26 protein-coding genes and 2 tRNA genes are annotated in these 24601 nt (G+C 68.2%); 8 read left to right on the forward strand and 20 right to left on the reverse strand.

Annotated elements, in window-relative coordinates; genetic code table 11:
* Positions 1–487: 487 nt before the first annotated feature.
* From ACIA58_RS01570 to ACIA58_RS01580, 3 genes are read left to right on the forward strand one after another with little or no spacing between them, the layout of a single operon-like run.
* Positions 488–1864, forward strand: a complete 1377-nt coding sequence (locus ACIA58_RS01570; RefSeq protein WP_396401638.1) for a hypothetical protein — start codon at positions 488–490, stop codon at positions 1862–1864.
* Entirely contained in the window at positions 1861–2505 is a 645-nt protein-coding gene (locus tag ACIA58_RS01575) for a 2'-5' RNA ligase family protein (protein WP_396401639.1), read from the forward strand. Before ACIA58_RS01570 ends, ACIA58_RS01575 begins: the two co-directional genes overlap by 4 nt.
* The gene (locus ACIA58_RS01580; protein ID WP_396401640.1) at positions 2502–3152 is read left to right on the forward strand and encodes a MarR family transcriptional regulator; all 651 of its coding nucleotides are present in this window, start codon (positions 2502–2504) and stop codon (positions 3150–3152) included. The genes ACIA58_RS01575 and ACIA58_RS01580 overlap by 4 nt, the downstream gene beginning before the upstream one ends.
* Here the strand turns inward: ACIA58_RS01580 and ACIA58_RS01585 are convergent.
* The 10 genes from ACIA58_RS01585 to ACIA58_RS01630 all read right to left on the reverse strand — a co-directional run bounded on the left by ACIA58_RS01585 (position 3146) and on the right by ACIA58_RS01630 (position 13814).
* Positions 3146–5362 carry an FAD-dependent oxidoreductase gene (locus ACIA58_RS01585; RefSeq protein ID WP_396401641.1) on the reverse strand — a complete coding sequence of 739 codons (2217 nt, stop codon included), beginning with the start codon at positions 5360–5362 and terminating at the stop codon, positions 3146–3148. The two genes, ACIA58_RS01580 and ACIA58_RS01585, sit on opposite strands and share 7 nt — an antisense overlap.
* An 11-nt stretch (positions 5363–5373) precedes the next feature.
* Positions 5374–6285, reverse strand: a complete 912-nt coding sequence (locus ACIA58_RS01590; protein WP_396401642.1) for a MurR/RpiR family transcriptional regulator — start codon at positions 6283–6285, stop codon at positions 5374–5376.
* A gap of 52 nt (positions 6286–6337) precedes the next feature.
* The gene (locus tag ACIA58_RS01595; protein WP_396401643.1) at positions 6338–7714 is read right to left on the reverse strand and encodes a hypothetical protein; all 1377 of its coding nucleotides are present in this window, start codon (positions 7712–7714) and stop codon (positions 6338–6340) included.
* A complete protein-coding gene (locus ACIA58_RS01600) occupies positions 7711–8526 on the reverse strand; it encodes a carbohydrate ABC transporter permease (protein ID WP_396401644.1) in 816 nt (271 codons plus the stop codon). Before ACIA58_RS01600 ends, ACIA58_RS01595 begins: the two co-directional genes overlap by 4 nt.
* A complete protein-coding gene (locus tag ACIA58_RS01605; protein ID WP_396401645.1) occupies positions 8519–9448 on the reverse strand; it encodes a carbohydrate ABC transporter permease in 930 nt (309 codons plus the stop codon). The genes ACIA58_RS01600 and ACIA58_RS01605 overlap by 8 nt, the downstream gene beginning before the upstream one ends.
* Positions 9448–10620, reverse strand: a complete 1173-nt coding sequence (locus ACIA58_RS01610) for an ABC transporter substrate-binding protein (protein ID WP_396401646.1) — start codon at positions 10618–10620, stop codon at positions 9448–9450. Before ACIA58_RS01610 ends, ACIA58_RS01605 begins: the two co-directional genes overlap by 1 nt.
* 291 nt (positions 10621–10911) lie before the next feature.
* Positions 10912–11778 (reverse strand): DUF559 domain-containing protein, encoded by an 867-nt coding sequence (locus ACIA58_RS01615; RefSeq protein ID WP_396403293.1) that lies wholly within the window; start codon positions 11776–11778, stop codon positions 10912–10914.
* A 193-nt stretch (positions 11779–11971) separates the two neighbouring features.
* A complete protein-coding gene (locus ACIA58_RS01620; protein ID WP_396401647.1) occupies positions 11972–12997 on the reverse strand; it encodes a UDP-N-acetylmuramate dehydrogenase in 1026 nt (341 codons plus the stop codon).
* Entirely contained in the window at positions 12994–13398 is a 405-nt protein-coding gene (locus ACIA58_RS01625; protein WP_396403294.1) for a MaoC family dehydratase, read from the reverse strand. The genes ACIA58_RS01620 and ACIA58_RS01625 overlap by 4 nt, the downstream gene beginning before the upstream one ends.
* Complete coding sequence (locus ACIA58_RS01630) at positions 13392–13814, reverse strand: MaoC family dehydratase N-terminal domain-containing protein (RefSeq protein ID WP_137258601.1); 423 nt, start codon at positions 13812–13814, stop codon at positions 13392–13394. The genes ACIA58_RS01625 and ACIA58_RS01630 overlap by 7 nt, the downstream gene beginning before the upstream one ends.
* A 165-nt stretch (positions 13815–13979) precedes the next feature.
* Between ACIA58_RS01630 and ACIA58_RS01635 the strand changes: the two genes are divergently transcribed.
* Positions 13980–14726 (forward strand): hypothetical protein, encoded by a 747-nt coding sequence (locus tag ACIA58_RS01635; protein ID WP_396401648.1) that lies wholly within the window; start codon positions 13980–13982, stop codon positions 14724–14726.
* 57 nt (positions 14727–14783) lie between these two features.
* Here the strand turns inward: ACIA58_RS01635 and rpmG are convergent, their stop codons facing one another.
* The 4 genes from rpmG to ACIA58_RS01655 all read right to left on the reverse strand — a co-directional run bounded on the left by rpmG (position 14784) and on the right by ACIA58_RS01655 (position 16268).
* The gene (gene rpmG / locus ACIA58_RS01640; protein ID WP_130384703.1) at positions 14784–14951 is read right to left on the reverse strand and encodes a 50S ribosomal protein L33; all 168 of its coding nucleotides are present in this window, start codon (positions 14949–14951) and stop codon (positions 14784–14786) included.
* A 59-nt stretch (positions 14952–15010) separates the two neighbouring features.
* Positions 15011–15087 (reverse strand) — tRNA-Met (locus ACIA58_RS01645).
* A 44-nt stretch (positions 15088–15131) separates the two neighbouring features.
* Positions 15132–15204: transfer RNA gene (locus tag ACIA58_RS01650), tRNA-Thr, on the reverse strand.
* A gap of 122 nt (positions 15205–15326) precedes the next feature.
* The gene (locus ACIA58_RS01655) at positions 15327–16268 is read right to left on the reverse strand and encodes an NAD-dependent epimerase/dehydratase family protein (protein WP_396401649.1); all 942 of its coding nucleotides are present in this window, start codon (positions 16266–16268) and stop codon (positions 15327–15329) included.
* Positions 16269–16394: 126 nt separating this feature from the next.
* On the opposite strand from ACIA58_RS01655, the gene ACIA58_RS01660 reads away from it, so the two are divergent.
* Together ACIA58_RS01660 and ACIA58_RS01665 are read left to right on the forward strand one after the other, a co-directional pair.
* Positions 16395–17018 (forward strand): DUF899 family protein, encoded by a 624-nt coding sequence (locus ACIA58_RS01660; RefSeq protein WP_396401650.1) that lies wholly within the window; start codon positions 16395–16397, stop codon positions 17016–17018.
* A 317-nt stretch (positions 17019–17335) separates the two neighbouring features.
* The gene (locus tag ACIA58_RS01665; RefSeq protein WP_396401651.1) at positions 17336–18253 is read left to right on the forward strand and encodes a M23 family metallopeptidase; all 918 of its coding nucleotides are present in this window, start codon (positions 17336–17338) and stop codon (positions 18251–18253) included.
* Between the two features lie 4 nt (positions 18254–18257).
* Here the strand turns inward: ACIA58_RS01665 and ACIA58_RS01670 are convergent, their stop codons facing one another.
* The 3 genes from ACIA58_RS01670 to ACIA58_RS01680 are packed head-to-tail and all read right to left on the reverse strand — an operon-like array spanning position 18258 to position 20558.
* Positions 18258–18773 (reverse strand): GNAT family N-acetyltransferase, encoded by a 516-nt coding sequence (locus tag ACIA58_RS01670; protein ID WP_396401652.1) that lies wholly within the window; start codon positions 18771–18773, stop codon positions 18258–18260.
* Between the two features lie 43 nt (positions 18774–18816).
* Positions 18817–19899, reverse strand: a complete 1083-nt coding sequence (locus ACIA58_RS01675; protein WP_396401653.1) for a sensor histidine kinase — start codon at positions 19897–19899, stop codon at positions 18817–18819.
* Positions 19896–20558 carry a response regulator transcription factor gene (locus tag ACIA58_RS01680; RefSeq protein WP_396401654.1) on the reverse strand — a complete coding sequence of 221 codons (663 nt, stop codon included), beginning with the start codon at positions 20556–20558 and terminating at the stop codon, positions 19896–19898. Before ACIA58_RS01680 ends, ACIA58_RS01675 begins: the two co-directional genes overlap by 4 nt.
* A gap of 87 nt (positions 20559–20645) precedes the next feature.
* Between ACIA58_RS01680 and ACIA58_RS01685 the strand changes: the two genes are divergently transcribed.
* The gene (locus ACIA58_RS01685) at positions 20646–21209 is read left to right on the forward strand and encodes a M15 family metallopeptidase (RefSeq protein WP_396401655.1); all 564 of its coding nucleotides are present in this window, start codon (positions 20646–20648) and stop codon (positions 21207–21209) included.
* Here the strand turns inward: ACIA58_RS01685 and ACIA58_RS01690 are convergent.
* Positions 21206–21727 carry a GNAT family N-acetyltransferase gene (locus tag ACIA58_RS01690; protein ID WP_396401656.1) on the reverse strand — a complete coding sequence of 174 codons (522 nt, stop codon included), beginning with the start codon at positions 21725–21727 and terminating at the stop codon, positions 21206–21208. The genes ACIA58_RS01685 and ACIA58_RS01690 overlap by 4 nt on opposite strands.
* A 38-nt stretch (positions 21728–21765) precedes the next feature.
* Here ACIA58_RS01690 and ACIA58_RS01695 point away from each other — a divergent pair, with 38 nt between their 5' ends.
* Positions 21766–22329: a helix-turn-helix domain-containing protein gene (locus ACIA58_RS01695; protein ID WP_396401657.1), complete on the forward strand. Its 564-nt coding sequence runs from the start codon at positions 21766–21768 to the stop codon at positions 22327–22329.
* On the opposite strand, the gene ACIA58_RS01700 is transcribed toward ACIA58_RS01695, so the two are convergent.
* Both ACIA58_RS01700 and ACIA58_RS01705 read right to left on the reverse strand, forming a co-directional pair.
* Positions 22296–23837 (reverse strand): FAD-dependent monooxygenase, encoded by a 1542-nt coding sequence (locus ACIA58_RS01700; protein WP_396401658.1) that lies wholly within the window; start codon positions 23835–23837, stop codon positions 22296–22298. The genes ACIA58_RS01695 and ACIA58_RS01700 overlap by 34 nt on opposite strands.
* Before the next feature lie 61 nt (positions 23838–23898).
* On the reverse strand, positions 23899–24507 hold the full coding sequence (locus ACIA58_RS01705) for a TetR family transcriptional regulator (RefSeq protein WP_396401659.1): 609 nt from the start codon (positions 24505–24507) through the stop codon (positions 23899–23901).
* Positions 24508–24601 lie beyond the last annotated feature (94 nt).

The raw sequence follows: 24601 nt of genomic DNA on the forward strand, positions 1-24601 counted from the left end.
GAAGCCCATCGGCTGATGCCGGCGGCCGGCGAGGGCCGCCCCAGAATGCCCCGCGGCCGCAGGGGCTGCAACGGTGGGTTGGCTGCGGAGCGAGGTGGGGTTGCCGCGGCGTCGGTGAGCGGGGCGCAGGTGGGTGGAGCGCGGGTGGGTGGAGCGCGGGTGGGTGGAGCGCGGGTGGGTGGAGCGCGGGTGGGTGGAGCGCGGGTGGGTGGAGGACCGGTGGCTGACGCAGGTGGGTGGTGAGGGGCTGCCCCTATCTGCCCCGGGTTGCCCCGTGCTGCCCCGCCGCGCTCACGCTCAGCAAGCGGTCTAGCGCGGCTTCATCGGCATCGGCGAGGGCGTCCGGGGCCACAAACCTTACGCGACGAGAGCCGAAAACCCTTTCCCAGCAGTGTTTCCGGGGCAGATCGGGGCATGTCGGGGCAGATCATCCACAGGGGCCGATTTGCCCGTCGCAGAGGGTGTTCGGCGCCTTACAGTTACCGCCATGCCAGAGCCCAACGACTTGTTGCGGACGGCGCGAGAACACACTCCGTCCCGCCGCGCTCCGGGCGAACACATGTCCCGGGGCGAGCTGGCCGACGCGATCTGCGCCTGGCTGTGGGACACCACCGAGATCAAGTACGAACTCGACGGCCACTACATCGCCAAGCTGGAACGCGGCGCCGTCCGCTGGCCCGGCGCGGCCTACCGTTCCGGCCTGCGCCACGTCCTGAATGTTGCCTTTGACAACGAGCTCGGGTTCTTCCCGCCGTCCGGCCTCTCCGCCACCGAGCCGGACCTCGCCCCGCCGTCGATGATCGGCCATGACGACGACCTGATCGACGCGGGTGACGAGTCCATCACCTTGCTGTCGTTCGCCGAGCAGTCCAACGTCGGCGAGCTCACCGTCGAGCAACTCCAGGCCGACATCGAGCGCATCACCCAGTCCTACCTCCGCACGCCGACGCGGCAACTGTTCGCCACCAGCCGGGCGATCCGCGACCGCGCCTTCGGGTTGCTGGCCGGCAATCAGTCGCCGCGCCAGTCCCGCGACCTGTACTCGGCCGCCGGCTGGGCCATCACTCTGCTCGCCTGGATGTCCGTCGACCTCGGCCGCCCCGACATCGCCGAGAGCCACACGCGGACAGCCTGGGCCTGCGCCGAAGCCGCGGATCACGACGTACTGCGGGGCTGGATCCGAGCCACCCAGCACACCGCCGCGTTCTGGCAGGACGACTTCGCCCGCGCGGCGGAGTACGCCGAGGACGGACTGCGGTACGCCGCCGGCACAGCACGGCTCTTCCTTGCCAGCGCAGCCTCGGTCGACCTCGCCCGGGCAGGCCGGACGAACAAGGCCCGCGAGCTGCTCGAAATGGCTCAGACCCTCACCGTTCGGCAGGCGGGATCCGAACCAGGCGGCATCTTCGTCTGCACGCCTGAGCGCGCCGGAGGGCTGTGGACCGACACCTACCTGGCCTTCGGCGAGGCGCACCAGACGGCGGAGCATGCGGATCACAGCGTCGCCCTGTTCGAGGCCGCGCCGTACGCCCTGCGGAACGTCGGATCCGAACGCATGGCCCGCCTGCAGCAGGCGAAAGCGCGGCTGATCCTCGGTGAGCTCGACGGTGCCCTGGAGGCCGTCGAGCCGGTGCTGGACACGCAGCCGGAGTACCGCGTTCGCCCACTGATCCAGCGGCTCGCAGAGGTCGCGGCACTCACAGCGCCGTTCGGGCGGAGTGCGAAGACCCGATTGCTCCGGGACCGGGTCGTCGAGTTCACCCAGCGCCCGGACCTCACTGCCCGGTCGACGACCAACGGGTTCACGGCGGCCGATGCCCGACGTATCTACACGGCACGACGCATGCGAGAGGACCAGACATGATCAAGGAAGTCCGCGATCACTGGTATTGGCGGCCCAACTGGCGGCCCGGGCGATCGTTCTACACCTGGCACATCCTCTTTCCGGAGGACTCCGTGCTGACCGAGGTGCACGCGGCGTACCAGCAACTGGTCGAGGCGCTCCCCGGGATCACGCCGGTTCCTCAGCAGTGGCTGCATCTGACGCTGCAAGGAGTCGGGTTCACGGACAAGGTCCCGCAGACCGATCTCGGGCCGATCCTCGAGGCGACGCAGCGGCGGCTCGAGCACTTCCGGCCGTTCGAGATCAAGCTCGGCCCCGCGGTCGTCGATGTCGAGAGCCTCCAACTTCCGGTCACACCGGTTGATCGGATGCGCAGGCTCCGCGCTCAGCTCCGGGCCGCGATCACCGACGTCTGGGGCCGCGACTCCGTGCCCGTGCTGCCAGAGCTCGATCCCCACGTCTCCCTCGGCTACTGGAACCAGATCGCGCCCGCGGAGCCGCTCGAGAAGCTGGCGCGCGCTCTCGGCGGCGGGGTCGCCACGACCGAACTGACGGAGGTCACCCTGATCGAGCTCAACCGCGACCACGACCAGTACGAGTGGACGACGTACGCGACCGTGCCGCTCGGGATCCAGGTGGCGAGCGACGGGGCAGGCGGATGAACGCGACCGCCGCCACGCCGTACGCCGGAGACAAGGCCGCACTGGTCATCCGCGCCCTCCTGGACTTCCGCAGCCTGTGGACGACGCACGACCTGGTGACCACCAGCGGCGTTCCAGCCCAGTCCGTACGGCGAATCGTCGACCGGCTCGAGCAAGAGGAACTCGTCGAACGTCGTGCCCCCGGGGTCGTCACCGTCCCGGGCTGGCTTGCCCTGCTACGCCGCTGGAACGAGGACTTCCGCTTCACCCGCACCACCCGCCTGACCTACTGGCGTACCAAACCAGGCGCCCGCCCCGTCCTTGATCGCATCCCGACCACCCCGATTCGCCACGCTCTCACTGGCACCCAAGCAGCCCGGCACTGGTCCCCGGAGACTCCCAGCGGGCCGACAGTCATCTACACCCCGGACGCGCAAGCCGCCGCGATCGCCTGGGAGCTGGTACCGGCAAAGACGGGGTCGATCGTCCTCGCGGAGCCGGCGGCCGACGTCGTCTACACCCGCGCGCGCAAGACCTCCACCGGACTCCGCCTCGCCGCACCCAGCCAGGTCCTCGCGGACCTGCTCACCGGTGCCGCCACCTCCCCGCGCGCTGCCGATCCGTTGTCCCAGTGGATGCAGGAGCACGAACTCGACTGGCGCTACTGACCATAGGCGCGGATCGAGACGACGTGGGCTCGTGAGGCGCCGTTGGTGCGGTGGGCGATCAGACGCAGCTGGGTGGCCTGGGTGGGGTCGGCCAGTTGATGTCGTTGGGTGCGGTGGTGGTTGTCGGTGACAGTCGCGATGGGCTGCCAGGATCCACCGTCGATACGCGATTCGAGCGCGTAGTCGGCGAGCAGCGTGGGGAGCGACTCGAACGGGGTGCGGTGGTGGTGCAGATTGATGAGGTCTTCCTGGACGTCGGCGTCCAGGATGACGACGACCTCGGAGAGTTCGACCGGCTCAGGCCAGGTGAGTTCCACCCAGGGGTTCGGGTCCCAGGCCAGATCCTCGGACGACCAGAGATTGGGTCCGCCGTACGGGCGGGAGTAGCCGCCGACCACCTTCGAGGCCGAGTACGCCGCCGTGTCGCCGAGGCGGATGCACAGACCGCCGCGCGGCAGGATGTGTTTCCAGGCGCGGAACTGCTCGGTCCATTGCTCGTCGGGAGTCGGGTCGCGATGGGCGAAGTGCACAGTCCCGGGGAGCCCGGTCGACGCCGTGTGGAGCGAGATGTCAGGCGTCTTCCGCAGTACGATGAAGGCGTTGGACGGCCTGGACGGCCGCCACGACAGCGGGACCTGGACCCAGCGCTTCTCGCCGGCGGGTACCTCGATCGTGCAGGAGTCGATGAGGGCGGCGGGCAGATAGTTCTGTGGCTTGACCGGGTCGTGCAGCTCGACGGTCAGCGTGCCACCGGTGGAGTCGACGAGCAGCTCGAAGCCGTCAAGGGCCGGGTCGACGGGGATGACCATGCCGACGTCGCTCGTCAACGGCAGAGTCCCGGACGACACCTCGACAGCCGGCCGCGCGAGGGTGGATGAGGCGGTGACGGAGGCAGACAGCGCAAGGTTGGCGGGATCGTCGTCGATCACGCCGAGGACCGACGAGTCGGCGCGGGTCAGCGCCCGCTTCACCAGGTCGAAGTGCTCGAGCGCCACCTCCCGCGGAGACAATTCGTTGCGCACGGCAACAGACGCGCCGACCCCGGCCGCCTCGCCGAGCAGCGCACACGTCGCCATCACGCGCGTCGTACCGAACGCTACGTGACTCGCGCTGATGTTGCGCCCGGCCATCCACAGGTTGCGCACGTTCCGCGAGTACAGGGAGCGCAGCGGGATGTGATAGTTCCCGTCCGGATGCCAGTGCTTCGATCCGCGCTCGGTCGCGTAGACCCCACCAGGCGGATGCAGGTCGATCGACCAACCACCAAAGGCCACGCGATCCTCGAACGGGGTCTGTTGCAAAACATCCTGCTGGGTCAGCACATGATCGCCGAGGAACCGCCGGTACTCGCGCTTGCCCGGGACCGATCCGATCCACTCGAGCGTCAGGTTGTCCGCGTCGAAGCGCCCGGAATTCTTGATGTAGTCCCAGATCCCGTACACGACGGCCTGCAACTCGTCCCGGATCGCCTCGTTGTCGTCGACGACATCGAGCGAGCCGCCCCACTCGATCCACCAGAACGCGCACCCGTTCAGGTCGGTCCGGATCACCCGGCGGTCCGGGATCGCGGTCTCGGTGACGTCCCGCGCGAACGACGGCGGCACGAACCGCACCGGCTCGCCGGCGTCCTTGGTGTAGAAGAGGATCGTGCTGCCGAGCGTGTTCGAGTCCGGCACGTCCGGCGCCCACGACTCGTCGTACAGCGATCGCGGCTCGCGCCCGGTCCGGTACTCGGCCCCCGCAAGCACCCCGACCAGCCCGTCGCCCGAGCAGTCGACGAAGGCCGGGCTGACGAACCGGATCTCCTTCTCCGACCCCATCTGCCAGCCGGTCACCGAGCGGATCTCTCCGTCCGCGGCCTCGACCGACCGTACGTCGGTGTTCAGGTAGAGCGTGATCAGCGGCTCGGCCCGGACTGCTTCCAGCAGCACGAGATCCCAGTAGTACGGATTCCCCAGCGGGTTCTGGTACTGGTTCTCGACGAACAGCTCACCCATGATGCCGGTCTCGCGCGCGAAGCTCTGGACGCCGTGCGCGGTCGCCCCGCACACCCACACCCGCACCTCACTGGACGAGTTGCCGCCGAGCACCGGCCGGTTCTGCACCAGCGCCACGGTGCTCCCCTGCCGCGCGGCGCCGATCGCCGCGCAGATCCCGGCGAGCCCGCCGCCGACGACGGTCAGATCGGTCTGGACCTCGAGCTGCTGCATTCAAAGACCTCTCAGGTATCAGGATTGACGAACGTGTCGGGATGGAGATCGGCGTCCGGACGGACGACGGGCTGCCCGGGCCCGTTCGGGTGATTGGCGGTGAGGTGATCGGGCACCCGCTGCGCAACCAGGACGAACAACAGGCCGGCCGTCAGTACGTCGCTCGCGCGCCCGGCGAAGAACTCGGTCCAGTTCGCGCCGTTCGGCGTCCCGGTGTCGAAGGTGATGTCGGCCAGCCGCGCGATCGGCGAGTCGACCATCCCGGTGATGGCGACGGTCAGAGCGCCTTCCTCCCCGGAGCGTTTGACGAAGTCGAGCGTGGTCCGGTCCGTCCCAGATCGTGTGACGGTCAACGCCACATCGCCCTCGCCGAGCAGGCCCGCGCCAATCTGCGACGACTGCGGTCCGTCGAAAAACCACACCGGGATCCCGATCCGCAGCAGCCGGATGTACAGCTCCCGGGCCGGGATCGCGTCGCCCCACTCGCCGTAGATATGGGTACGGCCCGCGCCGGCGATCGCGTCCGCGACCCGGGTGGCCGCGGTGAGATCGATGGCGGCAAGCGCATTGCGGAGTGCGTTGGCCTGGGTCGAGGCGAGCACGTTCAGCACCTGTTCGGGCGGATCGGCCGGACCGATCGCCATCCCGATGTCACTCGCCCACCCGGCCTCCAGACCGCGACCGACCTCCATGGCCAGCGCGGCCCGCAGCGCCGGGTACCCGGCGTACCCGAGATGCGTCGACAGCCGCGTCACCGTCGCGGCCGAGGTCTGGGCGACCTCGGCCAGCTTGGTGATCGACCCGCGCGCGACCTCGTCCGGGTTCGCCAGGATGTGCTCGGCGACCCGCTGCATCGCACCGTTCAGCTCGGGCAGAGCCCGCTTGACCAGCTGCAACGGACTCGGGCTACCAGCTCTCTCCATGTGAAATTCCTTCCCCACCCCACCGCGCCGGTCGTCTGCCATCCCGTGATCATCACGTATAGACGAACTGCGCACTGGCCACACCGTCGGTGTCGCTCACCACCCGCACCCAGTGCGCACTGAAACCAGGCGGGAACACATGCGTCCGGATCTGGCCCGGTTCGACCGCCAGCGTCTCCACTGCACCGAACCGCCCGTGCCCGTGGAAGTCGATCTCGAGCGTCACCCGTATCGCCTCCTCGCCGAAGTTCTCCAGGTGCAGACACTTCCCGTCGAAGCCGGTCATCAGGTACGGATCCGACGGCACCCCGGCCTCGACCGGTGTCTCCCACCACGGACCGCCCCAACCAGCCGGCTTCCCGAAACTCCACAGGTCGTCGGTCTTCCCGAACCACAACCCCGACTGCGGCTCGGCCGTGGTCGGGTTCAGCCCGTGACTCGGCGATGCGTTGTCCGCCCCGGCGACCAGCATCCCGCGCCACGAGCAGAAGTCGCCCAGCACCCACAGATGCGTCGAGATCGGCCGCACGCCCCAGATCCGACCGCCGTACGCCCACGGCGACAGCTCGTAGAACATCCCGTGGTGGTCGAGCAGCAGCCGCTCGTGCTCGACCTCCCGGATCCGCGGCCACTCGGTCTGCCACTTGTGGTCGAAGCAGTGCGACGCCTTCGGCAGCCGGTACCGCGTCCACTTCTGATCGGCCTCGGTGAACACCTCGAGGATCGCCGACGCCCGGTCCCACCCGGTCGCGAAGATCGTCCCGCCGAACTCGTGCCGCCCGCCGATCGCGGTGAACGGATCCTCCCGCAGCACCTTCCACGCGCTTCCGTCGTACTCCGCCAGCCGGCCGCGCGACCGCTCGCCGGCCCACTCGGGCTCGGCGTACTCGTTGGAACACACCACCAGCCGGCCGAAGGACGTGTAGCAGTCCTTGTAGTGCACCTTCATCTCGCCGTCGGTGCCGAGCTCCTCGTTGAGATCGAAGAGCTGCGTGCACTCGTACGTCGTGAGGTCGAGCTCGAGCAGCTCCCCCTCCATCGCGAGCACGTACACGTGCGTGTCGGGCTTGGTCAGGTGTCGCGCGGTGCCGCAGACGCGCAACGGCTGGAGCTCGGGGATCGTGACGATCTTGTGGTGCTCGTCGATCACGTGCGGACCGAGGACGAGCTTCGACGTCGGGAAGTGCACGAACCGGTTGGTGTACGTGCCGTCGACCCCGAGCGTCTCGGCGACGATCTCCATCGAGAGGTCGGCGTCGATCCGGCGCAGGCTGACGCCGGCGCCCGACCGGGCCTTGTGGGAGTTGTAGTTCTGGACGTAGAGCTTCCCGTTCCACGGCATCAGCGAACCGACGCCGAGCTCGCTGCGCGGCGGACCGAAGTCGCCGATCTGGGCGAGATGCGGAAAGACACCTGAGATGTTGTTCATTTGATCCCTGTGTGAGTCATGGCGGCGATGAACCGGCGTTGCAGGACGACGAACACGATCAGCACCGGCACGATCGAGATCACCGAGGCGGCCATCGTCAGGCCGGGCGCGATCTGTCCCTGTTCGTCGACGAAATTGGTCAGGCTGAGCGGCAGCGTGTAGCGGTCCGGGTTGCTGATCAGCACCAGCGGCGTCTCGTAGTCGTTCCAGGACCAGACGAACGCGAGGATGCCGAGCGCACTCATCACCGGTGTTGCCAATGGCAAGTAGATGCGGCTGAACACGCGCCACTCGTTCGCGCCGTCCATCCGGGCGGCCTCGGCGAACTCGGCCGGCTGGCTGATGAAGAACTGCCGCATCAGGAACGTCCCGAGGACGGTGAACATGCCGGGCAGGATCAGCGCCCACAACGTGTCGTACAGGCCGAGCTTCTGGAAGTAGATGAACCGCGGGACGAGCAGCAACTGCGCCGGGATGATCGCGGTCGCCAGGTACAGCAGGAACAGCTTGTCGCGGCCCTTGAACGACATCCGCGCGAAGGCGTAGCCGGCCATCGTCGCGGTGATCAGCTCGCCCGCGACCCGCAATACGGCGACGAACACCGAGCGGCCGAACGCCGGGAGGACCGAAGTTGCCCCGGTCAGCACCGTGCTGAAGTTGTCCCACTGGAACGGATTCGGGATCCACTGCATCGGGATCTTGTACGCGTCCACGTCCGGCTTCAGCGCGGTCGAGATCATCCAAGCGAACGGCGCGAGGAACGCGATCGCGAGGATCCACAGCGGGATCCCCCACATCCACTTCTTACTCATTGAGGGCCCTTCCTCGCTGCGCCCGCCAGGTCACCAGTGTCAGGACGAGTACGCCGACGAACGTCACCAAGCCGATCGCCGACGCGTAGCCGAACCGGTAGAACTGGAAGCCCGTCTGGTACATGTAGTACGAGATCGTCGTGGTGGAGTCGCCCGGACCGCCGGCGGTGATCAGCGCGATCAGGCCGAAGCCCTGTGACGCTCCGATGATCAGCGTGACCAACAGGAAGATCGTTGTCGGTAGCAACGAAGGCCAGGTGATCACGCGGAACTTCGCCCAGGCCGACGCGCCGTCGATATCGGCCGCTTCGTACAGCTGCCGCGGCGCGTCCTGCAGCGCGGACAGGTAGATCAGCGAGCAGTACCCGACGCCGCCCCAGATCGCCATCACGATCAGCGCGGGCAGCGCCCAGTGCGACGAGGCGAACCAGCCCGGCTGGACGCCGAAAGCGTCCAGAACCTGGTTGACCAGGCCGGCCTTCGGGTTCATCAACATCAGCCAGGTCATCCCGATCGCGACCACGTTGACGATGTACGGGAGGAAGAAGATCGCCCGGAGCAGAGCGCGTCCGGGGAGTGGGCGGTTCAGTGCGATGCCGAGGCCGAGTCCCAGTACGACAGTGAGCGGGACGGACACCACGACGTACACCAGCGTCAGGCCGATCGCGTGCCAGAACCCCGGGTCGCGGGCGATCGCGACGAAGTTGTCGATGCCGTTGAAGGTGATGCCGCCGAGACCGGACACCAGGTTCCAGTCGGTGAACGCGAGCACGACCACACTGATCAGCGGGATCAGGGTGAACGCGATCACGCCGAGCAGGTTGGGCGCGATGAACAGGAACCCGATCCAGCCGCGCGGCTTGATCCCGGGCGCCTTCTCGGTCCGGACCCGCGAGGCGGTGGCGACTGCGGCGGTGGCCATCAGGGCCTTCTCTCGTTACGGGCGATCGCGGCGTCGGCGAGCCGCCGTACCTCACGGATCGCGACGCCCGGATCCTTCTCCCCCAGCCAGCACAGGTCGCGCTGCTGCTTCACGGCGAGCGTGATCTCGGGGAACCCGGTCAGCCGGGTGTCGGTGGCGAGCTTGGGATGCGCCTCGAGTACGACGCGGCGGAACGAGTCCAGGTCGAAGTACTTGTCCGGCTCCTTGCCGAGCATGCCGGTGATCACCTGGTCGTCGGTGACGCTGCCGAGCGCGGGGAGCTTGCCGCCCTTGAGCATCGGCGTCGCGCCCTCGGTCAGCCAGAACTTCACGAACGCCCAGGCCGCCTCGAACTTCGGGGACTTCGGGTTGATCATGATGAAGTTGCTGTACGAGCCGCCGTTCCAGTCCTTGCCGTCGACGGTCGGCGACGGGGCGAACGCGACCTTGAAGTCGTGCGGGTACTTCTTCGCGTCGTACAGGTAGCGCAGGTTGAACGGCGCGGTCGACCAGAGGTGGAACTCCTCGGTCAGGAACGAGTTCTGCTGGTACGCGTCGAGGTGGCGGGCCAGTACCTCGGTCCACGGGAACGCCGTACCGTCGGCGATCATCTCGCGACCGAGCCGGAACCCCTGCTCGAAGTGCGGGTCGCCGAAGTTGCTGCGGTTGCCGTCGTACCAGTAGTTGGGTCCGAGGGCGATCCTTGCGACGTCGGGGACCGTGTACGCGCCGACGGTCTTGCCGGTGGTCAGCTGCTTCGCCGTACTGCGGAACTCGTCGATCGTCCACGCGTGCGGGAGGTCGACGCCGGCCTGCTGCCGGAGCTTCTCGTTGAACAACACGAAGAACGGCTCGCGGGCGGTGGCGAGCGCCTTCACCTTGCCGTTGTCGATGTACGATCGCGGCTGCTCGGTGTCGAGGAAGACCTTCAGCTCCGGATCGTCGCTCACCCGGTCGGTCAGGTCCGCCGCCAGCCCGGAGCCGGCCCGCAACGCCATCGCACCCTGCGAATAGGTGAAGTAGACATCGATGTCGACGCCACCCTGCAGCGCGGTGTCCAGCTTGAGGTTGCCGCGGTCGTCGTTCACGAACCGCGTGTAGTTCACCTTGTACTGCGGAAACTTCGCCTGGAACGCCTTCACCACATCCCCCGGCCCCGAAGCCGCCGGCACCCCACCCCAAACCTGCAGCGCCCCCGACTGCCCACCACCCCCACCCGCACACCCAGGCACCACACCAGCCGCCAGCCCGGCCCCCACCCCGGCCAACACCTCCCGCCGAGAAAATCTTTTACGCCTCACACTCCACCTCCCACCAGATTGCGCAAAAGATTAGCGCCTCTCGCTCAGCTCGCCTAGTCCCCACGCAAATCTTTTTCAGGTACCGACGAACGGGTAGTGGTGCCCGGATCGCCAACTCACCCGTCACAGTCCGCGCTCGCCCCGGCGATCGACGCGGCACCACTACCCGTTCGTCGGTACCGCGATCCGCCCCGCTCGCGCACTCTCGACAGTCGCGACCACCCATCGTGGGTCGCCGATCACCTGCTGGTAGGTGAACCGAAGGACCAGCCAGCCGGCCGCAACCAGGTCGTCGTACCGGCGGCAGTCCGCCGCGAACTTCGCGGGTGAACCGTGGAACTCGTATCCCTCGGCTTCGAGGACGATCCTGAGCGCACGATCTGCGAGATCGACCCGCACCCGCGACGGGCCGGCGCTCACGTGCACCTGTGGTTCGAAGCCTCCGATACCGGCTTCGATCAGCAGGCTTCTCAGCATCGACTCGAGGAAACTCTCGGCGCTGCCATTGGCCGCTGTCGCGACGCGCACCGCATTCGGCCGGCCGAATCCGGACAGGGCGACCGCAGTCGCAATCAACTCTTCCTCTGTGACCCTGCTGGTGGCCAGTGCTGCGTCTGCCACCGCCAGCGCCTCGCCGAAGGGGAGAATCCGGGCGCAGTCCAGCACGGTTCGCAGCAGCGAGGTCCGACGGATGCGGCGGTCCGCCGCCGGCAGATTCGCCCAATGCAGGACGGCCGGCGGACCAGCCTTGGCGTTCCTGTTCGTCGGCAGCGTGATGTGAGGCTTGGTTGGAGGCACCAGAAGCGGCAATCGCCAGACCGCTGCGGCGCTTGTGTGCGACAGGACGCCGTCATGCGCGATGGCCGTCGCCAGGTCAGTCGCGAGACCTGGCAATCCGTAGACGCCACGAGCGAGTCGTTCCACATCGCCACGCCGGACTGCCGCTGCCAGCGATTTCCGGGAGGTCACCCGCACCAACTCGGCAGCTGAGGCCCAACCACCCAGCCGAGCGAGAACTTCTCCGACCATCTCCACCGCGGCATCTTGCACCCCTGCAGCCGAATCCGGCCGAAGTTTGTCCACAGGTACCGACGAACGGGTAGTCCCGCAGCCCTCCGACCCCAGCCAGGCGCACCGCCACCGATCCCCCAGCCGAATCGCGCACCACTACCCGTTCTTCGGTACGCACCCCAGACCGTCGAGGCCGCCGCGTCGCCGACGCTCAGAGCGAGCAGTTCACCAGGACGGGCTCGTTGATGAGGGTGATGTTGAAGGAGTGTTGGACCTGGGTGCGGACGTGGGTGGCGAGGGTTAGGAGTTCTTTGGTGGTGGCGTTGCCCTGGTTGGTCAGGGCGAGGGTGTGTTTGGTACTGACGGCTGCGGCGCCGATGGTGAAGCCTTTGGAGACGCCGGCGTGTTCGATCAGCCAGGCGGCGCTGGTTTTGACTCGGCCGTCCGGTTGGGGCCATTGGGGGGCGCCGGCGGGGACCTCGGCGGGGGTGTCGAGGATGGGGTTGGTGAAGAAGGAGCCGGCGCTCCACGTGTCGTGGTCGGCGGGGTCGAGGACCATGCCCTTGCTGCGGCGCAGGGCGAGGACGGCCTCGCGTACGTCGGTCATCGGCGCGCGGGAGCCTGGTTCGACGTCGAGGACCCGGGCCAGTTCGGCATATCCGACCTCGGCGGACAGGTCGCCCAGTGGCAGCTGGAAGGTGACGTCGAGTACGACGTACCGCGACGGATCCGCCTTGAAGCGGGAGTTGCGGTAGCTGAATCCACAATCCGCGGCGAAAATCGTCTGCACCTTGCCGTGAACCCGGTCCCACACCCGAACCGAAGCGATCGTCTCCGCAACCTCGTGACCGTAGGCGCCCACGTTCTGCACGGGAGTCGACCCAGCCAGACCGGGGATCCCGGACATCGACTCGAGGCCGCTCCACTCCTCCGCGATCGCGCGCTGTACGACGCCGTCCCAGTCTTCGCCGGCCGCGATGTGCACCAGCGCCCCGGAACACATGTCCGACTCGACGCGGATACCCGACGTCGCGATCTTGATGACTGTCCCGCGGAACCCGTCGTCGCCGATCACCACGTTGCTGCCGCCCGACAGCAGCAGCACCGGCTCCCCGGCGGCGTCGGCGTCGCGGACGGCGGTGATCAGGTCGTCCTCGGTGCTGACCTCGACGAACTTGTCGGCCAACCCGCCGATCCGCAGCGTGGTGTAGTCGGCCAGCGACACATGCGTTCTCACTGGACGCGCACGACCGCCCTGGCCCGGCCGAGCACCTTCTCCTCGCCGGCGACCGCCGTGATGTCGATCTCGGCCCGCCCCTCGGTGACCTTGTCGACCTTCGCCGAGAACGTCACGTTCACGCCCTTGTCGTCATCCGGTACGACGACCGGCTTGGTGAACCGCACGCCGTACTCCAGCAGATCAGCCGGATCGGAGATCCAGTCCGTGACGACGCGTACCGCGGTCGCCATCGTCAGCATCCCGTGCGCGATCACGCCGGGCAGCCCGAGGGCCGCGGCCATCCGGTCGCTCCAGTGGATCGGGTTGAAGTCTCCGCTCGCGCCGGCGTACCGGACCAGGTCCTCGCGCCGGAACGTGACGGTCAGCGGCGGCAACTCGGTACCTACCTCGATCACGATTCACCCCGGTTGTGCGAGATCGTCGACGTCGACGTGGCGATCGGGTCGCCGTCGACGGTGGTCAGGGCGGTCTCGTACATGATCACCTCGACGTCACCGGCCTTGCGGACGGTGGTGATGGTCGCGGTCGCGGCGATGTCGTCGCCGGCCTTGATCGGTCGGGTGTAGCTGAACTTCTGCGCGCCGTGCACGATCCGGTCCAGCCGCAGGCCGAGCTCCTCGTCGTTCAGCAGCTGCTCGAGCGCGCGACTGCCGAGCATGAACGCGAACGTCGGCGGCGCCACGGCGTCATCACCGCGGTACGCCGGGTTGGGATCACCGATCGCGTCGGCGAATTCCCGGATCTTCTCCCGGCCGACCTGGTAGGACTCGGCGGCCGCGTAGCTCCGGCCGACCATCGTGGCGTCGATCGTCATATCCGCTAACCCTACTGGCACACTGCCGGAGCGTGCCTGGCGGTCCCACGCCGTAGCGAGCAGGTGCGAGGTGCCGTGCTGAGTGCCGCGCAGTAGGCGTGGGACCGCCAGGTACGCTCCTTACGGGTTGCCGCCGCCCACCGATCTGACTGGGGAAGGTTGATGGTGACGGCGGTCGCAGGGCTGGCGCGGTACGCGCCGAGGTACAAGGTGGAGCTAGGCGTACCAGAGGGCGACGAGTGGCTCCGGGTGGACCGGATCCTGGAGCCGGGCAGTCCCGAGCTCACCGAGCTGCTCAAGCGCGACGACGAGGCCAGCAACCACCGCACCGCCCATGCGAACGCGCTCAGCATGATGTCGTTCTACGCCGGCCGCGCACCGGCGACCGCGCTGCTGCTCTGGGCGCTGGAGGGCCGCGTCCTCGACATCCGCCCGCAGAACCTCTGGGTCAGGCCGCACGAGGGCCACGGCATCGCAGCTGTCGCCGTACGCTCGGCCGAGTTCCTCCCCGGCGGCCTGGAGACGCTGTACGACGTCGTACTGCGGCAGCACCTGCTCCCACTGTCCGAGGAACTACACCGGCGGACGCGGGCCGGTCTACGCCAACTCCATGGCGGAGTGGCGGCCGGATGCGCGATGGGCTTCTGCGCGGCGACCCGCGAGGAGATCACCGTGCAGCCGGCGTACTTGCTCGAGCGCTGGCAGACGTTCGCGGCCAAAGCGCCCGGCGGACTGGCGCGTCTCGGCGAGGTGGAGATCGCGGCCGGGAAGCTCGTCTACCTGCGCAACACCTGCTGCCTCTACTACACGAGCGAGGTCGGCAAGGGCACGCTGTGCGGCTCCTGCTGCCTCACTCCGCGTGACGAGCGGCTCACCGCCTACGAGTGCGGCCGCCCGATCCTGACCGTCTGAGACACAGCAAAAGGGCCGCTTCGGCAATCCGAAGCGGCCCTCGCGAAGCTGATGAGGTCAGCGGGTCTCGCGGTGGTCCGTGTGGTCGTTGCAGCGGTGGCAGTACTTCTTCAGCTCAAGACGGTCCGGGTCGTTACGCCGGTTCTTCTTGGTGATGTAGTTCCGCTCCTTGCAGACCGTGCACGCCAGCGTGATCTTCGGGCGAATGTCGGTTGACTTGGCCACTGCTGCCTCTTCTGTCATGAGTGCGCAACTTGGGTGATCGCACTCTCGAGATACTGCGTTGGTAGCGGGGGCGGGAGTCGAACCCGCGACACCACGATTATGAGCCGTGTGCTCTAACCACCTGAGCTACCCCGCCGGGAGAGTTCGTCATCCCACCCGGAGGTGGGATGCCGTTCTCAGAGCCCCTTTACGGAATCGAACCGTAGACCTTCTCCTTACCATGGAGACGCTCTGCCGACTGAGCTAAAGGGGCGGGCCGAGGAGAGAGATTACACGGTCCGCCACCTCGATGTGAAATCGAGCCGGCCAACCCTGCGAGCCCCTCAGTCCGTCCCGGAAAGCATACCGGTTCTCACGCGTGGTTCTGACCAAATTTCAGTCCAGTACGGCGTCATCGGCGGCGAAGTCGTCCGACTCATCGGCCGGCGGGTTCTCCAGGTGCCATCGGACCGAGGTCCGGAGCGTCCCGGCCGGATCCGCCGGCGCCCAGCCGAGCACGCTCCGCGCCTTCGACGAGTCGACCAGCAGATGCTGATCGACGGTCCCGGTCAGGGCCAGATCCTCCGGCAGCAGGTCGTCCCGCACCTTCACCAGCTCCACGTCCGCAGCGTCCGCCGCGGCCAGGATCTGCTCGGCGAACAACCGGTACGGCGCAGTCGACGGCTCCGCCAGGTTGAACGCGCCCGGGAAGTCCCCCGCAAGCACCAAGGACACCCCGGCCGCCACATCCCCGACGTACACGCGACTGAAGAGGAACTGCCCCGATCCGACCGGGATCCGCTTCCGGCCGGCCCGCACCCGGCGCAGGATGAACTCGAACCGCTGCTGGTAGTCGTGCTCGCCGTACACCGCACCCAGCCGCAGCACGGTCGCCCCGCGCGGCAGGTACCGCTCCTCCATCTCCAGGTTCTCGTTCTTCGGTCCGTCGATGAAGCGCCGCTCGCGCAGTGGCGACTCCTCGGTCAGCGGCAGCGCGTCCGTCGTACGGTCCGAGTGCACACCGTCGTACGCGCGGTACACGTCGCAGCTGGAGATCGCGATCAGCTTCACCGACGCCCCGACCGCCCCGAGGGCTGCGTCGGCGGCCGCCGCGTTCATCCCGGAGATGTCGACGAGGGCCTCGGGGTCGAACGGCTTCAGGGCCGCGGCCAGCGCCGTACTGTCGTGGCGGTCGACGTGTGCGTGCTCCACCGCCGCCAGGCCGTCCGGCTCGTGGTCGCCGCGGTGCACCACCAGAAGCGTGTGCCCCTCCGCGCTCAGCCGCTCGACGACGGCCCTGCCGATGAACCGGGTTCCACCCAGAATCGCGATCCTCATGTGCACAGTCCTACCGGTCCGGGCACCGGGAACCCAGCGACGTCTGCGACCGGCAGAAATCGGATGTCGAGAAGGCCCGAACGGCTCCGTCGTACGAGTAGGACCTAGAAGAAGGAAGGACAGCTCATGACTGCATTGCCGACTGTTGTTTCGGCAGAGGAGTGGGAGAAGGCTCGCGCGGAGCTGCTGGTCGCGGAGAAGGCTGCCACTCGAGAGCAGGACCGGATCGCCGCACAGCGCCGACGGCTGCCGATGGTGGAGTTCGGGGAGTACACGTTTGCGTCGGTGGACGGACCGGTGACGCTGCTGGACCTGTTCGGCGACCAGCAGCAGCTCGCGCTCTACCAGTTCATGCACTCCGGGCCGGACCACTTCTGCCCGGGCTGCACGTACTTCACCAAGCACGTCACCAACCTCGACATGCTGGCCCGGAGCGGACTCGCCTGGGCGACCGTCTCGGACATGCCGCTCGACCAGATGGCCGGCTACTGGAAGCGGATGGGCTGGACTGTCCCGTTCGCATCCTCCGCGGGTACGACGTTCTCCGCGGACTGTGGCGCGGGCGGTGGATTCCTCCTCAGCATGTTCCTGCGCGACGGCGACACCGTTTACCGCACCTACTCGACCGGCCAGCGCGGCGTCGACCGGTTGCTGTTCGTCAACCACCTCCTCGACCACGCTCCGTACGGCCGCCAGGAAGACTGGGAGGACTCCCCCGAAGGCTGGCCGCAGGAGCCTACGTACGGGTAGGACCGGACGGTCGAGGCGGAGGCGGAGTACGGCGTCAGGCGCCGTGCCCGCCTTCGCGTCGGGGAGGGCTTATACCGGTCGGGAGGGCCTGCTCAGCGCCAATCGGCCGGTGATCCGTGTCACGCCGGTCATTGAGTCTTCATCGTGCAGGTTCACGCCTGGGTGCGCACGCGGCGACAGGACAGCTTCACTGAGCGTGTTCAATTTCGTTCATCTGGTCGCAACCTGTGTTTGAGGCGTTTGAGATCTCCTCGTTATGGTCGTTGAGGTCGCCGTACCCCCTCGACGGCGAACGCCCCTCCCTGGAAGGTTTTCTCGTGCCCACGCACCAAGACGTGCCGGAAGCGGATCGGCCGGCACTTCGTCGTCCGGCTGCCCCGCGCCGGGTGGCCAAGCACCGCTCGATCAGTCGCCTCGCAACCCGCCGTACCCAGCTGATCGGTCTGACCGCCGCACTGGCAGCGGCAGCCGGTACCACCGCCGTCGGGCTCAGCTCGTCCGCAGCCGGTCCGGCCACCGCCAACGCAGGAACCGGCCTGAGCCCCTCACAGGCCGGCGCTCTGACCTCCGCCCGGATCGACCGCCGCGACCTCGGATCCCGGGACGCGTCCCGGATCGACCTGTCGCTGGCAGCGACGCAGAAGGCCGCGGCCGCGAAGGCCGCCCAGCAGCGTGCCGCGAAGATGGCCGCGAACGCGACGCTGACACAGCGCCGGGCGCTCGCCCTGGCGGCGGCGAAGGCAGCAGCGGCGAAGAAGGCGGCCGCATCGGCCAAGGCTCTCGCCGACGCGAAGGCAGCGGCGATCGCGAAGGCAGCCGCCATCGCCAAGGCCGCGCCGAAGATCGTCCTCCCGACGACGGGGTACCACCTGACCGCCCGCTTCAACCAGGCCGGCGGCCGCTGGGCCCACAACCACACCGGACTCGACTTCGCGGCCCCCATGGGTACGCCGGTCCGTTCGGTGATGGCCGGCGAGGTCATCCAGGCCGACTGGGAAGGCGCCTACGGCCGCCAGGTGAAGGTCCGGCACGCCGACGGCACCGTCACGTCGTACAGCCACATGGAGGAGTTCGACGTCTCCGTCGGCGACTCTGTCGAGGCCGGGAGCATGGTCGGCCGCATCGGCATGACCGGCAACACCACCGGCCCGCACGTCCATCTCGAAGTCCTCCCCCACGGCGGCGCGCCCATCGACCCCGAGCCCTGGCTCCGCGAGCACGGCCTCAACCCGTAGTTCGCTACTGCTGGAGCATCTTGGCCATGTCGAGGGCGGCGATGAGGTCGCCCTCGATGAGGAATTCGTTGGGATGGGTGCCTTCGACCACGTAGCCGTGGCGTTCGTAGAGGCGGCGGGCTGCGGTGTTGGTGCTGTGGACGTGAAGGCTGATCTTGCGGGCGCCCTGCCGTTCGCCCTCGGCCGTGGCGGCTTCGAGGAGTGCGGAGGCTGCGCCGAGGCGGCGCGCGGTGGGTGCGATCGCGAGTCCGTTGATGGTCAGCACACCGGCGCCCTCGGGAAACGGGTACTTGTCCTGCAGCCGCAGATAGCCGACGACCTCACCGTCGTACTCCGCCACCAGGTGCGCCTCAGGCCCGCTGCGCGCGAAGAACGTGTCCTTCAGGTTCTCCTGGTACGACGGGAACCCGGAGGACGCGTCCCACGAAACGCGCTCGATCGCGAGCAGCGCGGCATCGTCCTCCTCGACAGCACTTCGTACGGTCACCTGGCGGTCGGCTGAAGGGCGTTCGTCACTCACCGCGCCATCCTCTCCCCCACACCGGGCCAACCAACCTGCCGGGTCAGGTATCCAGTCGAGCTTCCGGCAGTACGACGGACGCGGTCAGCCCACCGTCGACGTTCGCGGCCAGGGCCAACCGGCCGTGATGCACCTCGACGATCCGATCCACCAACGCCAGACCGAGCCCATGCCCGGCGCCGTACCTGCTCTTCGCGAACGGCTCCACGAACGTCCGTACCGCCGCGGGGGCGAGCACCGCGCCGTCGTTGCGTACGACGAGCTCGCCGCGCGCGACCGTGACCGCGACGTCGCGACCGCCGTGCCGGATCGCGTTCTGCACCAGGTTCGTTACCACTTGGTGCAGTAACACATCATTGCCCTCGACAACGGATTCGGTCAGCTCGGACGACAGCGTCACTCCGGCCGCGGCCGCCTCCGCCGACAAGGCCGGCCAGGCGGACCGCAGTACGGCGGACAGGTCGACCGGATCCAGCTCCACTGCGCGGTTGCTCAGCGCCGTCAGGCTGAGCAGCGTCTCCACGATGTCGATCCCGCGCTGGTTGGTCTCCGCCAGCCGCTTGACCAGCTGCGGCACGTCCTGATGCTCGGGATCCGCCTGCGCCACGTCGAGCATCGTCTTCATCACCGCATGCGGCGTGCGCAACTCGTGCGAGGCGTTCGCCGCGAACCGCCGGTACTGCTCGAACGACCGCTGCAACCGCTCCAGCATCTCGTCGAACGTGTCCGACAGATCGGTGAACTCGTCCCGGATCCCGGTCAGCCCGATCCGATGGTCCAGCGACCCACTCGCCGCCTTCCGGGCCGCGGCCGTGATCTCCTGCAGCGGCTTGAGCATCCGGCCCGCGAGGAACCACCCGCCGACCAGCCCGATGACGGCCAGGAATCCCAGCGCCCACCCGGACAGCGTCACCACCAGATGGAGGATCTCGCCGCGGGTCGGCGCGGGCTGCCGGTCGTGCGGGTTGGCCGCGGTGAGCGGGTAGTTCGGCACGATCCGGAAGACCAGCCAGATGATGCACGACAGGACCGCGCCGGCCACGACCAGCAGTCCCGCGTAGCTCAGCGTCAGCCGCAGCCGGACCGTCAGCCGCGGTCGCCAGGTCATCAGCCGCTCGTCGCTCATGGCTCACCGATCCGGTAGCCGACGCCGGGCACGGTGTGGATCACCCACGGATCGCCCAGCCGCTTCCGCAACGCCGAGATCGTCAGCCGTACTGCGTTGCTGAACGGGTCGGCGTTCTCGTCCCAGGCCTTCTCCAGCAGCGTTTCCGCGCTGATGACCCCGCCACGAGCCGCCATCAGCACCTCGAGTACGGCGAACTGCTTCCGCGCGAGCTTCACGTACCGCCCCGAGCGGTAGACCTCCCGCCGATACGGATCGAGCCGCACCCCGGCGTACTCGATCACGGTCGGCGTGGCGGCAGCGGGGCGGCGTACCAGGGCCCGGAGGCGTACGACGAGCTCGCGCAGCTCGAACGGCTTGGTCAGGTAGTCGTCCGCGCCGAGCTCGAACCCGGCGACCTTGTCGTCGAGATCGCCCGCCGCGGTGAGCATCAGCACGCGGCATCCGATGCCCTGCGCAACGATCCGTCGGCAGACCTCGTCGCCGCTGACGCCGGGGAGATCGCGGTCCAGGACGACCACGTCGTACGCGTTCACGGTGACGGATTCCAGCGCGGCGTTCCCGTCGAACGCCAGATCGGCCGCGATCGCCTCCAGCCGCAGCCCCGCCTGGATCGCCTCGGCGAGATAGACCTCGTCCTCGACGACAAGCACCCGCATACCACCCATTGAACCAGGCCGGGCGTATCGAAAACGTATCCGGATTTGCAGACGCTCTCGCAACATCGCCTTGGATGAACTGTCTGCATGCTGACCGATCACCGCACCACTGTCGTGGCGATTGTTGCCGCAGTCACCTGCCTGGGGCTGACCTCGTGTACGGCGGTCTCGGCCCAGGAGGACCCGTCACCGTCGACCGCCGGCTCGAGCGGACCGCCGCGCTCGGCAGACGGCGTACTCCCCGACCACACGTCCGCCTACGACACGAGCCTCCCCGGTATCGCCAAGCTGGACCCCGCGCTCCGCAAGGCCGTCCAGCAGGCCGAGACCGCGATGAAGGACGACGGCATCCGGATGCAGGTCACCACGGGCTGGCGCAGCAAGAAGTACCAGGAAGAGCTGCTGGACAAGGCAATCCGCAAGTACGGCAGCAAGAAGAAGGCCCTCGAGTACGTCGCCGAGCCCGACGCCTCCCACCACGTAACCGGCCACGCAGTAGACATTGGCCCCACCAACGCCGACGACTGGCTTTCCCGTCACGGCAACCGCTACGGCCTCTGCCAAACCCTCTCCAACGAGATCTGGCACTTCGAACTGGTCACCAAGCCGGGCGAGGACTGCCCACCGATGACGGATCCGACGAAGAGCTAGCTGGGTTCTTGAGGTGGGTCGGGGAGGACCGCGAGCGGACGCTGAACCCACGCGACGTCGTGCCAGGTGTCTAGTTTCCAGCCGATGTTTCGGTAGGTGCCGATGGGTTCGAAGCCCAGGGACTTGTGGAGGCCTTCGCTGGCTGGGTTGGGGAGGGTCATACCGGCCACAGCGGTGCGGTAGCCGCGGTTGGTGAGGCGGGTGAAGAGGGCTTCGTAGAGGGCTCGGCCGGCGCCGGTGCGGCGGCGGCCTGCTTCGAGGTAGACGCTGACTTCGCAGGACCAGCGGTACGCCGCGCGCGGCTTCATCGGGCCGCCGTACGCGTAGCCGACCACGCGCTCTTCGTCCTCCACGACCAGCCAGGCGTGGGTGGATTGGGCGCGGGCGATCCGCTCGGCCATCTCCTCGGCGCTCGGCGGGTCGATCTCGAAGGTGATGGCGGAGCCGGTGACGTAGGGGGCGTAGATCGCCGCACAGGCCTCGGCGTCGGCCGCCGAGGCGTCTCTAACCTGAACCATGACACGATAGTAGCCACAACTGCCGCTATAGTGGCAACGTGATTGACGATCTGTCTCGCTCTCTGGCCGCGACCGTGCAGCAGGCCCGCACAGCGCAGGACCTGTCCGTGAACGCGCTGGCGGAGCGGTCGGGGGTGTCGCGGGCGATGATCGGCAAGATCGAGCGCGGCGAGGCGCAGCCCACCGCCGTACTGCTGGGGAAGCTGTCGGGCGCGCTCGGCATGACGTTGTCCGAGCTGGTCGCCCGCGCGGAGAACACCGGCGAGCTACTGCGACGGGCGGCCGACCAGCCGGTCTGGACGGACCCGGTCACCGGGTACCACCGACGCGCGGTGTCCCCGGTGACCGAATCACCGTTGGAGCTGGTCGAGGTCGAGCTGCCGGCAGGCGCGTCGGTCTCCTACCCGGCCGACGCGTACATCTTCAAATACCAGCAGCTGTGGATCCTCGACGGACATCTCCGCTTCCACGAAGGCCCGCAGGTCCACGACCTGCACACCGGCGACTGCCTGCAACTGGGTCCGGCGTCGGCGACGACCTTCCACAATCCAGGTACGACGCCGTGCCGCTACCTGGTCGCGCTGGTCAAAGGCCGGGCCTGAAACCACTGCGCCAGCGCGTCCCGCAGACCGCCCTGCTCGACAACCCCATCCCGCTCGGCTGCCCAGGCGACGTATCCGTCAGGCCTAATGAGCAAGGCGATCGGGCGATCGCTGCGACCGGTGACCACCTCGACCTCGTCAGGTACAGCGGTTTCGGCGAACGCGCCGTCCGGCGTCAGGTCCAGGAGGAGCGGGCGGGCCGACCGCATCAACTCAGCCAACCGCACCTGCGCAGGAGAAGACGTCGCGCCTCGCACCGTGAGGTCCGGTGCCCAGCGGCCGACCAGCGGATGTGCGCCGTCGTAGTACCGGATGTCCGCGCCCGTGATCAGGTCCGCGATCCGCTGCACGTTGTGCGGATCGGTCAGCAGTTCACCGAACAGCTCCCGCAACGCCGTCACTTCATTGCCCGGAGCAACCAAAGCCGTCTGCGCCTGCGTCTGCAGGACGACCCGCTCCCCCACCGGCCTCCGCTCCGACTCGTAGGTGTCGAGCAGACCCTCGGGCGCCGTACCCCGCACCTCGGCAGCCAGCTTCCAGCCGAGGTTGATCGCGTCCTGCAGACCGAGGTTCAGCCCGGGCCCACCGATCGCCGAGTGAACGTGGGCGGCATCGCCGACCAGCAACACCCGACCTTCGCGGTACCGGTCGGCCAGCCGGCTGTTCCCGCCGGCGAGGCGACGCAGCAACCGCGGACCGTCGCCGTCCGGCGGCGTCAACGGAAGGTGCACGCCGAGCACGCGATCGGCGCTCTGCTGAAGCTCCTCGAAAGTCATCTCGCCGTCGTCAGCGGGATCGTCCCACTCGCCGGTGCTCACTGCCTCCCGGCCGGGGAACGGCGCGAACACGAACATCCCGCGCTCGGTCCGGTGGTGCATGAACGGCGGGATCACGCCGTACCCCGGGACCTCTAGCGCACCCGTGGCCGGGTCGATGAGTTCCGGCGGCACCAGCGCACTCGCCGTACGGGAAACCATGCGGTCGTTGGTCACGCCGGGGAAGTCGATCCCGGCCAGCTTGCGGGTCAGGCTGTGGCCGCCGTCGGCGCCGACGAGATAGCGAGCGCGCAGGTCGTACACACCGTCCGGGCCGGCAACCTCGACCGTGACCGACTCCGCATCCTGGGACAGTCCGGCCAGCTCATGACCTGCACGGATCTCGACGCCAAGCTCCGACGCACGCTCGCGAAGCACGGCCTCGACCCGGACCTGAGGGACCGGCAGCAGATACACCGGATTGTCCTCGAGCCCGGACAGCGGCAGCTCCATGGCGCCGAAGATGTACGCCGATTGTGGCTGCGGCGGACCCGGCGTACCGGCGAGGCGCTCGTACAGCCCGCGGCGGTCGAGCATCCGCACGACCTGGCCGACCAGGCCATTGGCCCGCGGAGTGGAGTTCGGTTCGGGCAGCCGCTCCAGCACCAGAGGCTGGACCCCGGCCAAGCGCAGTTCGATGGCGAGCATGAGGCCGTTCGGTCCGGCCCCGGCAATGACGACTTCGGCGTCCATGACGTTCCTCCGTTTAGGCATGACTGACCACCCCGGCGACCGGGGGGATCAACAAGTTGGTTTATTCAGGCACTGGCAGGCCGGCCTCGATCTGGTCGAGCGCCTCGGCCAGCAGGTCGGCGATCGAGCGGGGCGGATCGGCCCGCATCCACTCGGCCATCGCGACCCCTCGGGCCGCGCCGATCACGTCGGCGACCAGCCGCGGGTACATCCCCGAGGTGCCGGTCCGCTCGGCGATCGCGGCCGCCATCTCCTCGCCGACCCGTGCGTAGGCGAGCACGATCGCACCCTGCAGCGCAGGCTCGGTCATCATCAACCGGATGCCCTTGACCCACTGCTCGTCCGGCGGCCGCCGGCCGCCGTGGCCCTCCTCGCCGAGCGCGAAGTGGGCCTCGATCGCCGCGCGGATCGCCACCCACAGCGGCTCGTCGGCAGGCCGGGCCCGCAGCTCCTCGGCGATCTTCAGGCTGCGGTCCACCTCGCGCGCGGCGATCGCGTCGGCCTTGCTGTCGAAGTAGTTGCGGAACGTCCGCAGCGAGACCCCGGCCTCCGCGGCGATGTCCTCGATCCGGACCGCGCCGTACCCGCGCTCGACGGCGAGCCGGATCGCCGCCCAACTCAACGCGATCCGCGTCTCCTGCTTCTTCCGCTCCCGCAACCCTTCGGCCATGACCCGACCGTAGCAGAAGTTGCCGAAAGAGCAAAGATGCCTTTTAGGCAATTTCTTGCCAACCGGGGAATCAGGAGCGGCCACCATGGTTGGG

The organism is Kribbella sp. NPDC051586, assembly GCF_044453965.1.
Classification (GTDB): domain Bacteria; phylum Actinomycetota; class Actinomycetes; order Propionibacteriales; family Kribbellaceae; genus Kribbella.

Bases quoted from the DNA above. Each gene is read 5' to 3' on its own strand.
- ACIA58_RS01570 (WP_396401638.1), top strand. From the start codon at position 488: ATGCCAGAGCCCAACGACTTGTTGCGGACGGCGCGAGAACACACTCCG.
- ACIA58_RS01575 (WP_396401639.1), top strand. From the start codon at position 1,861: ATGATCAAGGAAGTCCGCGATCACTGGTATTGGCGGCCCAACTGGCGG.
- ACIA58_RS01580 (WP_396401640.1), top strand. From the start codon at position 2,502: ATGAACGCGACCGCCGCCACGCCGTACGCCGGAGACAAGGCCGCACTG.
- ACIA58_RS01585 (WP_396401641.1), bottom strand. From the start codon at position 5,362: ATGCAGCAGCTCGAGGTCCAGACCGATCTGACCGTCGTCGGCGGCGGG.
- ACIA58_RS01590 (WP_396401642.1), bottom strand. From the start codon at position 6,285: ATGGAGAGAGCTGGTAGCCCGAGTCCGTTGCAGCTGGTCAAGCGGGCT.
- ACIA58_RS01595 (WP_396401643.1), bottom strand. From the start codon at position 7,714: ATGAACAACATCTCAGGTGTCTTTCCGCATCTCGCCCAGATCGGCGAC.
- ACIA58_RS01600 (WP_396401644.1), bottom strand. From the start codon at position 8,526: ATGAGTAAGAAGTGGATGTGGGGGATCCCGCTGTGGATCCTCGCGATC.
- ACIA58_RS01605 (WP_396401645.1), bottom strand. From the start codon at position 9,448: ATGGCCACCGCCGCAGTCGCCACCGCCTCGCGGGTCCGGACCGAGAAG.
- ACIA58_RS01615 (WP_396403293.1), bottom strand. From the start codon at position 11,778: ATGGTCGGAGAAGTTCTCGCTCGGCTGGGTGGTTGGGCCTCAGCTGCC.
- ACIA58_RS01630 (WP_137258601.1), bottom strand. From the start codon at position 13,814: ATGACGATCGACGCCACGATGGTCGGCCGGAGCTACGCGGCCGCCGAG.
- ACIA58_RS01655 (WP_396401649.1), bottom strand. From the start codon at position 16,268: ATGAGGATCGCGATTCTGGGTGGAACCCGGTTCATCGGCAGGGCCGTC.
- ACIA58_RS01660 (WP_396401650.1), top strand. From the start codon at position 16,395: ATGACTGCATTGCCGACTGTTGTTTCGGCAGAGGAGTGGGAGAAGGCT.
- ACIA58_RS01675 (WP_396401653.1), bottom strand. From the start codon at position 19,899: ATGAGCGACGAGCGGCTGATGACCTGGCGACCGCGGCTGACGGTCCGG.
- ACIA58_RS01680 (WP_396401654.1), bottom strand. From the start codon at position 20,558: ATGCGGGTGCTTGTCGTCGAGGACGAGGTCTATCTCGCCGAGGCGATC.
- ACIA58_RS01685 (WP_396401655.1), top strand. From the start codon at position 20,646: ATGCTGACCGATCACCGCACCACTGTCGTGGCGATTGTTGCCGCAGTC.
- ACIA58_RS01690 (WP_396401656.1), bottom strand. From the start codon at position 21,727: ATGGTTCAGGTTAGAGACGCCTCGGCGGCCGACGCCGAGGCCTGTGCG.
- ACIA58_RS01700 (WP_396401658.1), bottom strand. From the start codon at position 23,837: ATGGACGCCGAAGTCGTCATTGCCGGGGCCGGACCGAACGGCCTCATG.
- ACIA58_RS01705 (WP_396401659.1), bottom strand. From the start codon at position 24,507: ATGGCCGAAGGGTTGCGGGAGCGGAAGAAGCAGGAGACGCGGATCGCG.